At 71.5% G+C, this 11958-nt stretch carries 10 protein-coding genes; 9 read left to right on the top strand and 1 reads right to left on the bottom strand.

What is annotated here, in order from left to right; all coding sequences use genetic code 11:
• Window positions 1-49: 49 nt before the first annotated feature.
• The 5 genes from BLT97_RS28290 to BLT97_RS28270 all read left to right on the top strand — a co-directional run bounded on the left by BLT97_RS28290 (window position 50) and on the right by BLT97_RS28270 (window position 5481).
• Window positions 50-973, top strand: coding sequence for an ABC transporter permease (locus BLT97_RS28290; RefSeq protein ID WP_093615135.1), 924 nt, complete (start codon window positions 50-52; stop codon window positions 971-973).
• Complete coding sequence (locus BLT97_RS28285) at window positions 966-1955, top strand: ABC transporter permease (protein ID WP_093615133.1); 990 nt, start codon at window positions 966-968, stop codon at window positions 1953-1955. Before BLT97_RS28290 ends, BLT97_RS28285 begins: the two co-directional genes overlap by 8 nt.
• Window positions 1956-1962: 7 nt before the next feature.
• On the top strand, window positions 1963-3021 hold the full coding sequence (locus BLT97_RS28280; protein ID WP_093615131.1) for an ABC transporter ATP-binding protein: 1059 nt from the start codon (window positions 1963-1965) through the stop codon (window positions 3019-3021).
• 149 nt (window positions 3022-3170) lie between these two features.
• Entirely contained in the window at window positions 3171-4253 is a 1083-nt protein-coding gene (locus tag BLT97_RS28275) for an ABC transporter ATP-binding protein (protein WP_093615129.1), read from the top strand.
• 208 nt (window positions 4254-4461) lie between these two features.
• Window positions 4462-5481 (top strand): hypothetical protein, encoded by a 1020-nt coding sequence (locus BLT97_RS28270; RefSeq protein ID WP_093615127.1) that lies wholly within the window; start codon window positions 4462-4464, stop codon window positions 5479-5481.
• A gap of 39 nt (window positions 5482-5520) precedes the next feature.
• Here the strand turns inward: BLT97_RS28270 and BLT97_RS28265 are convergent, their stop codons facing one another.
• Window positions 5521-7644: a S9 family peptidase gene (locus BLT97_RS28265; protein ID WP_093615125.1), complete on the bottom strand. Its 2124-nt coding sequence runs from the start codon at window positions 7642-7644 to the stop codon at window positions 5521-5523.
• Between the two features lie 213 nt (window positions 7645-7857).
• On the opposite strand from BLT97_RS28265, the gene BLT97_RS28260 reads away from it, so the two are divergent.
• The 4 genes from BLT97_RS28260 to BLT97_RS38050 all read left to right on the top strand — a co-directional run bounded on the left by BLT97_RS28260 (window position 7858) and on the right by BLT97_RS38050 (window position 11854).
• Complete coding sequence (locus BLT97_RS28260; RefSeq protein ID WP_093615251.1) at window positions 7858-8052, top strand: hypothetical protein; 195 nt, start codon at window positions 7858-7860, stop codon at window positions 8050-8052.
• Between the two features lie 52 nt (window positions 8053-8104).
• Complete coding sequence (gene mshB, locus BLT97_RS28255; RefSeq protein WP_093615123.1) at window positions 8105-9043, top strand: N-acetyl-1-D-myo-inositol-2-amino-2-deoxy-alpha-D-glucopyranoside deacetylase; 939 nt, start codon at window positions 8105-8107, stop codon at window positions 9041-9043.
• Entirely contained in the window at window positions 9040-9504 is a 465-nt protein-coding gene (locus tag BLT97_RS28250) for a DUF6113 family protein (RefSeq protein WP_245769582.1), read from the top strand. Before mshB ends, BLT97_RS28250 begins: the two co-directional genes overlap by 4 nt.
• A 217-nt stretch (window positions 9505-9721) precedes the next feature.
• A complete protein-coding gene (locus BLT97_RS38050; RefSeq protein WP_176953913.1) occupies window positions 9722-11854 on the top strand; it encodes a hypothetical protein in 2133 nt (710 codons plus the stop codon).
• Window positions 11855-11958: the final 104 nt, after the last annotated feature.

Genomic DNA, 11958 nt, shown 5'->3' with positions numbered 1-11958 from the left:
GGGGCCGCCCCGTTGACGGGCGGCCCCTTCCCCGACCCCCGGAGCTGTCATGGGACGCTACGTGATCCGGCGGCTGCTCCAGATGATCCCCGTGTTCATCGGAGCGACCTTCCTGATCTTCGTCATGGTGTACGCGCTCGGCGATCCGGTCGCCGCGCTCTTCGGCGACAAGGCACCCGACCCGGCGACGGCCGCGCGCATCCGCGAGGACCTCGGCCTCGACAAGCCCCTGTGGCAGCAATACCTGCACTACATGGGCAACATCTTCCGGGGCGACTTCGGCACCGCGTTCAACGGGCAGAAGGTCACGGAGCTGATGGCCTCGGCGTTCCCGGTGACGATGAAGCTCACGTTCGTGGCGATCGTCATCGAGATCATCGTCGGCATCGCCCTCGGTGTGGTCAGCGGCCTCAAGCGCGGCCGGCCCCTGGACACCTCGCTGCTCGTCCTGACGCTGATCGTGATCTCGGTCCCGACCTTCGTCTCCGGCTATCTGCTCCAGCTCCTGTTCGGCCTGAAGCTCGGCTGGGTGCGTCCGACGGTCTCCTCCGACGCCCCGCTCAACGAACTGATCCTGCCGGGCATCGTCCTCGCGCTGGTCTCCCTCGCGTACGTGACCCGCCTGACGCGTACGTCGATCGGCGAGAACGCCCGCGCCGACTACGTCCGCACGGCCGTGGCCAAGGGACTGCCGAGGCGCCGGGTGATCACCAAGCACCTGCTGCGCAACTCGCTGATCCCCGTGGTCACCTTCATCGGCGCGGACATCGGCGCCCTCATGGGCGGCGCCATCGTCACCGAGCGCATCTTCAACATCCACGGCGTGGGATACCAGCTCTACAACGGCATCCTGCGCGGCAACACCCCGACCGTGGTCGGCTTCGTGACGATCCTCGTGCTCGTCTTCCTGGTGGCCAACCTCCTTGTCGACCTGCTGTATGCGGTCCTGGACCCGAGGATCCGTTATGCCTGAGGCCTACGACCCCAACCAAGTCGCGAAGGACGCGATCGCGCCGACCGGAGCGGGCGGCGCGATGGACCTCGCGATGAGCGAGGCCGAGACGCTGGAGAAGACCCCGGGCGGTCCCGGCGGCACCGGGCCGCAGGAGAAGGCCCGCAGCCTGTGGACCGACGCCTGGCAGCAGCTGCGCCGCAACCCGGTCTTCATCATCTCCTCGCTGCTCATCGTGTTCCTGGTGCTCATCGCGATCTGGCCCTCGCTGATCGCGAGCGGCGACCCGAACGCGTGCCAGCTGTCGCAGGCCAACAAGGGCTCGGGACCGGGTCATCCGTTCGGCACCGACCAGCAGGGATGCGACGTGTACACGCGCACGGTGTACGGGGCCCGCGCCTCCATCGCCGTGGGCATCTGCGCCACCCTCGGCGTCGCGATCCTCGGCTCGCTCATGGGCGGGCTCGCCGGCTTCTTCGGCGGCTGGTGGGACGGGCTGCTCTCGCGCCTGGCCGATGTGTTCTTCGCGATCCCGGTGGTCCTCGGCGGTCTGGTCTTCCTGTCCGTGGTGGTGTCCGACACCATCTGGCCGGTGGTCGGCTTCATGGTCCTGCTCGGCTGGCCACAGATCTCCCGTATCGCCCGGGGATCGGTCATCACCGCCAAGCAGAACGACTACGTGCAGGCGGCGCGGGCGCTCGGCGCCTCCAACTCCCGGATGCTCCTTCGGCACGTCGCACCCAACGCCGTCGCTCCCGTGATCGTGGTCGCGACCATCGCGCTCGGCACGTACATCGCCCTGGAGGCCACGCTGTCGTTCCTCGGCGTGGGGCTGCGGCCGCCGACCGTCTCCTGGGGCATCGACATCTCCAACGCCTCGCAGGTCATCCGCAACTACCCGTCGCAGCTGCTGTGGCCGGCCGGCGCCCTGAGCATCACCGTGCTCGCGTTCATCATGCTCGGCGACGCGGTGCGCGACGCCCTCGACCCGAAGCTGAGGTGATGGTCGCATGCTGCTCGAAGTACGCGATCTGCACGTGGAGTTCCGTACGCGCGACGGGGTGGCCAAGGCCGTCAACGGGGTCACGTACTCCGTGGACGCCGGCGAGACCCTCGCCGTGCTCGGCGAGTCCGGGTCCGGCAAGTCGGTCACCGCGCAGGCCGTCATGGGCATCCTCGACATGCCGCCCGGGAAGATCACCGGCGGCGAGATCCTCTTCCAGGGCAAGGACCTCCTGAAGCTCAAGGAGGACGAGCGGCGCAAGGTGCGCGGCGCCGAGATGGCGATGATCTTCCAGGACGCGCTCTCGTCGCTCAACCCCGTGCTCACCGTGGGCGATCAGCTCGGCGAGATGTTCGTGGTGCACCGCGGGATGTCCAAGAAGGACGCGAAGCTCAAGGCCGTCGAACTGATGGACCGGGTCCGCATCCCCGCCGCGAAGGAGCGCGTGGGGCAGTACCCGCACCAGTTCTCCGGCGGTATGCGCCAGCGGATCATGATCGCGATGGCGCTGGCTCTGGAGCCGGCGCTGATCATCGCGGACGAGCCCACGACCGCCCTGGACGTGACGGTCCAGGCCCAGGTCATGGACCTGCTCGCGGAGCTCCAGCGCGAGCTCAACATGGGCCTGATCCTGATCACGCACGACCTGGGTGTGGTCGCGGACGTGGCCGACAAGATCGCCGTGATGTACGCGGGCCGCATCGTCGAGCGCGCCCCCGTCCACGACATCTACAAGGCCCCGGCCCACCCGTACACCAAGGGCCTGCTCGAATCGATCCCGCGGCTTGACCAGAAGGGCCAGGAGCTCTACGCGATCAAGGGCCTGCCGCCCAACCTCATGGCCATCCCGCCCGGCTGCGCCTTCAACCCGCGCTGCCCGCGCGCTCAGGACATCTGCCGCACGGAGGTGCCGCCGCTGGCGGAGGTGACGGTCGACGAGGGCCCGGGAACAGTCCCCTCCCGCCCGGGGGCCGAAGCCCTTTCCAGGCTATCGCCGCCCACTGACAACGGCGCCGGCCGCCAAAGTGCCTGCCACTTCTGGAAGGAGACGCTGCGCGATGCGTGATGCCGTGCCCTCTCCCCACGTCACCCGGCCCGCGGGCCCTTTCGCTGGGCTGCCCGTCACCGCGCCCGGCTTCCGCGCCGCCCGCCCTCAGGCACCTGCCCCCGCGGAGCGACTCCGTGCCTGCCACTTCTGGAAGGAGACGCTGCGCGATGCCTGAGCTCACGAAGGAGATCGCCGACGCGCATCCGACGCCCACCGCCGAGCCGATCCTCGAAGTGCGCGGGCTGGTCAAGCACTTCCCGCTGACTCAGGGGATTCTCTTCAAGAAGCAGATCGGTGCGGTCAAGGCCGTGGACGGCGTGGACTTCGACCTCGGCGCGGGCGAGACCCTCGGCATCGTGGGCGAGTCCGGCTGCGGCAAGTCCACCGTGGCGAAGCTGCTCGTGAACCTGGAGCAGCCCACCGCGGGGGAGATCCGCTACAAGGGCGAGGACATCACCAAGCTGTCCGCGCGGGCGCTCAAGGCGGTGCGGCGCAACATCCAGATGGTGTTCCAGGACCCGTACACGTCGCTGAACCCGCGTATGACGGTCGGCGACATCATCGGGGAGCCGTACGAGATCCACCCCGAGGTGGCGCCCAAGGGTTCGCGGCGGCAGAAGGTGCAGGAGCTGCTGGACGTGGTCGGGCTCAACCCCGAGTACATCAACCGCTATCCGCACCAGTTCTCCGGCGGCCAGCGCCAGCGCATCGGCATCGCCCGCGGACTGGCGCTGCGCCCCGAGATCATCGTGGCCGACGAGCCGGTCTCCGCGCTCGACGTCTCCGTGCAGGCGCAGGTGGTGAACCTCCTGGAGAAGCTTCAGGACGAGTTCGGCCTCTCGTACGTGTTCATCGCGCACGACCTGTCGATCGTGCGGCACATCTCCGACCGCGTCGGGGTCATGTACCTCGGGCGGATCGTCGAGATCGGCAGCGACCGGCAGATCTACGAGCACCCCACGCACCCCTACACCCAGGCGCTGCTGTCCGCCGTGCCCGTCCCCGACCCCGACGCGCGGCTGCACCGCGAGCGCATCATCCTCAGCGGCGACGTGCCCTCGCCCGCCAACCCGCCCTCCGGCTGCCGCTTCCGCACCCGCTGCTGGAAGGCGCAGGAGCGGTGCGAGCTGGAGGTGCCGGAGCTGGCGGTGCCGGCCGTGTTCCGTCTGGAGGGCGGTCCCGCCGCGCACCCCTCGGCCTGCCACTTCGCCGAGGAGAAGCAGGTCGTGCCGGAGACGGACGAAACGTGATGCTCCGGGACCAAGTGAGACGTCAACTGCGTTAACACGCAGGCAACTTCACTGTCGCAACGCCGAATCACGAACAGGTCACGCTGATCCGTGTACGGCCGTGCGGGTGCCGTAGGCCGGCCGGGACGCGCCATGTCGTCCCGGCCGGCCGCTTCCGTGAGGGCGGGCCTCTTGTTCAACTCCCCACGCAGCGGGAGTATCGCGGCTTATGGGGCAACCGCAGACGCTGACCCGGGGAGCCCGGATCACCGGATCCTTCACCGCCGCGCTGATCGCACTCATCAGCGCGGGATGGATCGTGCGCGACCTGTACGAGGCGGAGAGCGCGGAGCCCCTGTGGCGGCTGTGGACGGGCCTGGCGCCCCAGGTCCAACTCGCCCTGTACTCCAGCCTGATGGACCTCGTCCTCTTCCTGGTGGGCGCCGCCGTCGCGGTGACCGCGGTGCGCTCGCCCTCCGCCGCCTCCTCGCTCGTGGCCGCGGGTGTGCTCGCGATCGCGGGGCGGGCGCCGAGCGTCTGGCTCCTGATGGAGGAGGAACGGTTCCGCGTCATCGACATCCGCGTCCGGCTGCTCGCGGGCGCCGCCGCCACCGTCGGGCTCGGCCTCATCCTGCTGCTGCTCGCCGCGTTCGGCCGCCGCCCGGTGGGGGAGAGCGCCACGTACTCCTACACCTTCGACGACGAGCGCGAGCCGCCCCGGCCCACGAACGCCGCGGCCGCGACGGCCTTCATCTTCCTCGGCGCGGCGGCCGCGGTGAGCGGCGCCTGGCAGGTGCACCACGCCCTCGACCTCGGCTGGCGCCCGTACCGCGAACTGCTCGTCGGGGACGCCTCGTTGACCTCCGCACTCGATCCGCCGGTGGGCTGGCTGGTGTGGGCGGCCGCGCTGTTCGCCCTGGTGGCGGCGGTCTCGGCGCTGCAACATGCCTCGTTCAGCCGGGCGTTGGGCATGACGGCCGCTGTCGTCTACCTCGTGTTCGGGGCGGCCGGGATCAGCTGGATCGTGGAGACCGACCGCTTCGACGGGCTGTTCGACGCGCCCCTGGAAGTCCAGCTGGACGTGCTCAGCCAGCTCTTCTACGCGCTGGCCGGCGCCGTGTCCCTGCTGGTGCTCTTCCGCGGACGCGAGGGCCGGGGCGAACCGGCGTACGGGACGTACGGCGGCTGGGACCCCGCCGACGGGACCTACGGGCCGCCGCCGCCCTCCTCGCCGCCGCCCGGCTGGTGACAGCCGCCGGGGCGTACGACGGGAATGTGTCGGCAGCCCTCAGTCCAGCCCCAACGACCGCTTCAGGAAGTCCACTTGGAGCAGCAGCAGATTCTCGGCGACCTGCTCCTGCGGGGTGGCGTGCGTGACGCCCGACAGCGGCAGCACCTCGTGCGGGCGGCCCGCCGCGAGCAGCGCCGAGGAGAGCCGCAGCGAGTGCGCCACCACCACGTTGTCGTCCGCGAGGCCGTGCACGATCATCAGCGGCCGCGCGGGCTCCGCCGCGCCGGACAGGCCCTCGTCCGTGACCAGGGAATTCTCCGCGTATACGGCGGGCTGCTTGTTCGGGTCGCCGAGGTAGCGCTCCGTGTAGTGGGTGTCGTAGAGGCGCTGGTCGGTGACCGGGGCGCCCGCGATCCCCGCGTGGAAGACATCGGGTCGCCGCAGCACCGCGAGCCCCGCGAGATAGCCGCCGAAGGACCAGCCGCGGATCGCGACCCGGCCGAGGTCGAGCGGGAAGCGCTCGGCCAGCGCGTGCAGCGCGTCCACCTGGTCCTCCAGGACCACGGCCGCCAGGTTGTCCTTGACCGCCTTCTCCCAGGCGGGGGAGCGGCCCGGCGTGCCCCGGTTGTCCGCGATCACCACGACGAAGCCCTGGTCGGCGAACCACTGGGACGTGAGATACGCGTCGTGCGCGGCCACCACGCGCGCGTGGTGCGGTCCGCCGTACGGATCGAGGAGCACCGGCAGCGGTCCGTCCGCCTCCTCGTACCCGGTGGGGAGCAGGACGGCGCACGGGATGCGCCGCTCGCCCGCTTCGGTCAGGGTCATGCGCGGGGTGATGCCGGGCTGCTCCGCGTACGACGCGACGACCGCCCTCTGCTTGCCGTCCTTGAACACCTGCACCTGCGTGCCGGGGTGTCCGGGCCGGGCCGAGACGAGCACCGTGACCGGGCCCGAGCGGACCGCGGAGTGCACGCCCGGCTCCTGCGAGAGCCGTTCCACGCCCAGCTCGTTGACCCGGTAGACATGCACCTCACCGGTCTCGGGCGCGGTGGCCTCGGCGCCCGCCGACGCCTGGACGAGGACGTCGCTCTCGCCGATGTCCAGGACCGAGCGGACCTGCAACTGCGCTCCGGTCAGCGGCCGTTCGCCCACCGCGAGGACCCGTGCGCCCCCCTCGTCCGCGATCCGCACGAGCCGTCCGCTCGGCGACCAGGCGGGCGCACCGGCGAACAGCTCCAGCCACGCCTCGTCCTCGTCCGCGTGCACCATCCGCGTCGAGCCGTCGTCCGGGTTCGCCGCGAGATAGACCTGTCCGCCCTGGTCACGGGTCTGGACGAGGAGCAGCGGCGCCCCGGCCGACGACCAGTGCACCCGGCCCAGATACGGATAGCGGTCGTGGTCCCAGTTCACCTCGGTGCGCGAGCCGTCGAGGCCGAGCACGAAGAGCCGCACCTCGGCGTTGGGCGTACCGGCCGCCGGATAGCCGATCTGCACCGGGTCGGCCTCGGGGTGCGCGGGGTCGGCGATCCACCAGCGCTGCACCGGGGAGTTGTCCACGCGGGCGACGAGCAGCCGGTCCGACTCCGGCGACCACCAGAAGCCCCGGTAGCGGTGCATCTCCTCGGCGGCGATGAACTCCGCGAGTCCGTACGTCACTTCGGGGCCCTCGGGCTCGGCGAGCGCCACGTCGCCCTCGCCCTCGGCGCCCACCACGCGCAGCGCGCCCTGCGCGACGTACGCGACGAGCCGGCCGTCCGGGGAGGGCCGCGGGTCGATCACCGCACCGGGAACCCGCAGTTCACGCGCGGTCCCGGCGCGCAGCTCGCAGGTGAAAAGACGCCCGGACAGGGCGAACGAGGCCAACTCGGCGGCGGCGTCGGTCGCATACGCCACCACACCCGAGGAGAACTCCCGGCTGCGCTCGCGCCGCGCGCGCTCCGCGGGCGACAACTCCTCCTCGGCGCCCCCGAGCAGCACCTCCGGATCCGCGGCGATCCGCTCCACGCCCTCCTCGACGTCGAGGACCCACAGCAGATTTCCGCGATCCGTACCCGAACGGGACCTCAGGAAGATCACGCGCTCTCCATCGGGTGACACGGTGAACGCCCGCGGAGTGCCCAGCGAGAACCTCTGTGTACGCGCATGCCGTCGGGGGAAAGACTGCTGTCCGGTGGTCATCCCCCGAGGCTACTGATCCCGACGCCGCCGCGCCTCCTTGAGATCGGACCTCTTGTGCAGCCCGCCGTCCGGAATGCGTGCGCCCCCTTTGCTGCCATGCACCAACCATGCGTTCGTACGGAAAGTTATGATCCGTAGCGCTGGGTGGTAGGAACCTGGCGGAGCCCGTACAGCCTTACGGGTCAAAGGACTTGATGCTTGGAGGCCGGCCGCGTGGCACTCTCGATCTCGGCGGTGGTGCTGTTTGCGATCCTCGTCGTCATCTTCATCAAGAAGTCCGGTCTGAACGCGATGCACGCGATCGTCTGCGTGCTGCTCGGCTTCTACCTCGCCAGTTCGTCGGTGGCTCCCACCATCAGCGACGTGACCACCAACATCGCGTCGATGCTGGGCGACATCAAGTTCTGAGCCGAGCGGCCGGGTCTCGGCTCCCGCGCGGGGCGCCTCGTACGCTTGCCCCATGACCGAACAGCCCGCCCGCCGTCGGCGCCTGCTCCTCGTGCACGCGCACCCCGACGACGAGTCGATCAACAACGGCACCACCATGGCCAGGTACGCGGCCGAGGGCGCCCACGTCACGCTCGTGACCTGCACGCTCGGCGAGGAGGGCGAGGTCATCCCGGCCGAGCTCGCCCATCTGACCCCCGACCGCGAGAACACCCTGGGCCCGCACCGCATCGGGGAGCTCGACCGGGCCATGAAGGAGCTGGGCGTCACCGACCACCGCTTCCTCGGCGGCCCCGGCCGCTACCGCGACTCCGGGATGATGGGCCTGGCCACCAACGAGGCGGGCTTCTGGTCGGCGGACCTCGACGAGGCCGCGGCCGAGCTGGTCGCCGTGATCCGCGAGGTGCGCCCGCAGGTGCTCGTCACCTACGACGAGAACGGCGGCTACGGCCACCCCGACCACATCAAGGCCCACCGCGTCGCCCTGCGCGCCGCCGACCTCGCGGCCGAGCGGGCCTTCCGCCGCGACCTCGGCGAGGCGCACACCATCGCGAAGATCTACTACAACCGGGTGCCGCGCTCGGTGGCCGAGGAGCGCTTCGCGGCGCTGCGCGGGGAGCTGGGCCGGCTGCCCTGGGCCGAGGCCGCGGTGATCGGCGACGTACCGGGCGTGGTGGACGACGCGGCCGTCACGACGAAGATCGCGGCCGGGCCGTACGCCGCCGCCAAGGCCGCCGCGATGCGCGCCCACGCCACCCAGGTCGAGGTGGTCGAGCCCTGGTTCGCGCTCTCCAACAACCTGGCGCAGCCGCTCTTCGCCGACGAGTACTACGAGTTGGTGCGAGGGGAGTCGGGGGCCGCCGCCGGGCAGCTCGAGGACGACCTCTTCGCCGGCCTCGCACCGCAGGAGGAGCAGGGCATGAGCGGCGCACAGCGTGAGGAGCAGGCATGAGCAGCACCCCGAAGCCGGCCCGGGCGACAAGTGGCCCCAAAGCGGACCGTTCCGGACCGGAGCGGCCGGCGCAGGAGCCGGTGAAGCCGCTCCCCACGGGCGTACGCGTCCTGGTCTACGTGGTCCTCGTGATCCTCGGCGTCCTGGCCGGGGTCGCGGGCGCACTGCTCCAAGCCGCCTGGTTCCCGGCCGGGTTGCTCCTCGCGCTGCTCGGTGCGGCCGGGGTGTTCTACGGCGGTGCGCGGGCACTCGGCGCACGGGCCGGGGCCTACGCGCCCTGCGCGGGCTGGCTGCTCACCGTCCTGTTCCTCACCACCACCCGGCCCGAGGGCGACTTCGTGTTCGGCACCGGGGTGAGCTCGTACCTCTATCTCCTCGGTGGTATGGCAGTTGCTGTGATGTGTGCCACGCTCGGCGCCCCCTCGCAACCAGGCGGCCTTGCCGCCCGACTTGCCAAGTGACGTACCACTTACACCGCCTGGCCGTCCGCGTTTGAAGACGGTCACAGGATGCGTGCCGGGCGCGGCCAGTATGGTGGTGCGCGCCGCCGGGCCGTCCACACACGGTCGTTTGCAGAACGGGACTCGGGAAAACCGGGCCCCATCACAGTCTCAGCACGTCGTACAGAGGCTCTGCGAGACGAAGGCCGAGCGGTGAAGCCGATCGGGAGAACCTGCCTTGAGTCGAGAAACTGACAGTCCGTCCTCCGGGCCCCAGGGGCGCGGAGGTGCCGCCTACCCCTCGGGCACGCCGCCGTACGGGACCCCGGCCGGCGGACCGGACGCGGGTCTGGACGCCGACCGCATGGAGCCGGTCGAGCCGCCGGCCGACGAGCCCGAGACGCAGACCACGCTGACCACCCGCATCCGGATCAACATCCCCGGTTCGCGCCCCATCCCGCCCGTCGTCGTGCGCAAGCCCGTCGGTGAGGACGCGGGCGGTTCCGGGGGCGGCGCGGGCGGCTCCGCGGGCCAGGACATCCCCGGCGTGCCCAAGGCGCACGCGGCGCCCGCACCCGAGCCCGCCCCGCAGGAGCCGGCCGCGTCCGGTGACGGCAAGGGCGCGGGCGAGGAGAAGACGAGCGACTGGTTCGCCCCGCGCAAGCCCGCGGCGGCGTCCTCCGCTGCGGGTGCTTCCGGCGCCTCGGGTGCTTCGGCCGGCCAGGGCGGAGCCTCCGCGCCGGGCGGCGGCCGGACGCCCGCGGGCGGTACGCCGCCGCGCGGCGACCTTCCGTACCGTGGCGGCGCCAAGCAGGAGCCCGGACAGCGGCCCGCTCCGCCGAAGAGCGCGCTGAGCGACCTCGGCGGCGGCGCCACCGGCCCCACCGCGCCCACGAGTTCGCCTTCGGGCCCGGCCGGCGCGCCCGGCCGCGGGCCCGCGGGGCGTCCGGGCGGCAGCGGGCCGCTCGGCGGGCCGAACGGCACGGGTCCGATGACCCCGCCGCCGGCTCCTTCCGGACCGGCCGGACCCACCACCGGCCCCGCGACCGGCGCGGGCGCGCCGCCGCCGGCCGCCTTCCGCCAGCAGGGCGCTCCCGCAGCCCCCGCCGGCCGTACGCCGGACCCGGTGCAGCAGCCCGGCCCCTCCTTCCTCCAGGAGGGCCCCGAGCCGCCGCGGATGAGCGACGACACCGCCGTCCTCACCCCGCAGAAGCCCGCACCGGCCCCCGGCCCGACGCCTTCGCCCGCGCCCGGACAGGTCTCCGGCGACACTCTGACCAGCGGCATCCCCGTGGTGCCGCCGGGGCAGGGCGCCCCTCCGAGCCCGTTCGCACCGCAGGGACCGCCCGCCGGTGACGGCGCGGCGCCGGTGCAGATCTCGCCGCAGCCGGCCCGGCCCGCTACCACCGCGCGTCCCGCGAAGAAGGGCCGCAACAAACTGGTCCTCGCGGCCGGTGGAGTCATCGGCCTGTTCGGCATCGCGTACGGCGCGGGCCTGCTCATGAACCACTCCGACGTCCCCAAGGGCACCACGGTGCTCGGCGTGGACATCGGCGGCGGCACGCGTGACGAGGCCGTCAAGAAGCTGGACGCCGCACTCGGCAAGCGCACCACCGAGCCGTTGCAGCTCACCGTGGACGGCAAGAAGGCCGCGCTCGAACCCGAGCAGGCGGGCCTCTCGCTCGACACCCAGGCCACGGTGCGCGAGGCGGCCGGCAGCGACTACAACCCGGTGTCCGTGATCGGTTCGCTGTTCGGCGGCGAGCGTGTGGTCGAGGCCGAGCTGCCGGTCGACGAGGAGAAGCTCACGGACGCCCTGGAGCGCATCTCGGGTGCCACCTCCTCGGGCGAGGGCGGGATCACGCTGTCCCCGGGCAAGGCCACGCCGGTGTACGGCAAGGAAGGCAAGCGGATCAACCCGCAGGGCTCGGTCGCGGCCATAGAGGCGGCGTACCGCCGACAGCTCGAGACGGGCCGGAGCGAGGCCGTCGAACTGCCGGTGGTCACGGCCGAGCCCAAGGTGACCAAGGCCGAAGTCGACCGGATGATGAAGGAGTTCGCCACTCCGGCGATGTCCGGGATGATCACGGTACGGGCGGAGTCCGGGGAGTTCGTCCAGTTCTCGCCGGAGAAGTCGATCTACAAGTTCGTCCGGGTGGTCTCCACGCCGGACGGCCAGCTCACCGAGAAGTACGACCCCGCGGCGCTCAAGGAGCTCTACGGCTCGACCTTCGACGGGGTCATGATCACGCGCGGCACCGGAGAGAAGACCGCCGTCACCGAGCAGGACGTGATCGGCGCGGTGCGTCAGGCGCTGCGCGGCAAGACGGCGGCGGAGCGGATCGTGACCATCGAGACGAACCCCAGCTGATCCCTTCCGGTTCACGTTCCCGAACCGACTCCGGACGCCCGGCACGACCCGTCGTGCCGGGCGTCCACGGCGTTTGCTTGAGGTGCGCGGGACCCGTCGCCCGG

The sequence above is a fragment of the Streptomyces indicus genome, assembly GCF_900100315.1.
Classification (GTDB): domain Bacteria; phylum Actinomycetota; class Actinomycetes; order Streptomycetales; family Streptomycetaceae; genus Streptomyces; species Streptomyces indicus.
The sequence above is the reverse complement of the archived record's forward strand: the minus strand, read 5'-3'. Positions and strand labels throughout refer to the sequence as shown.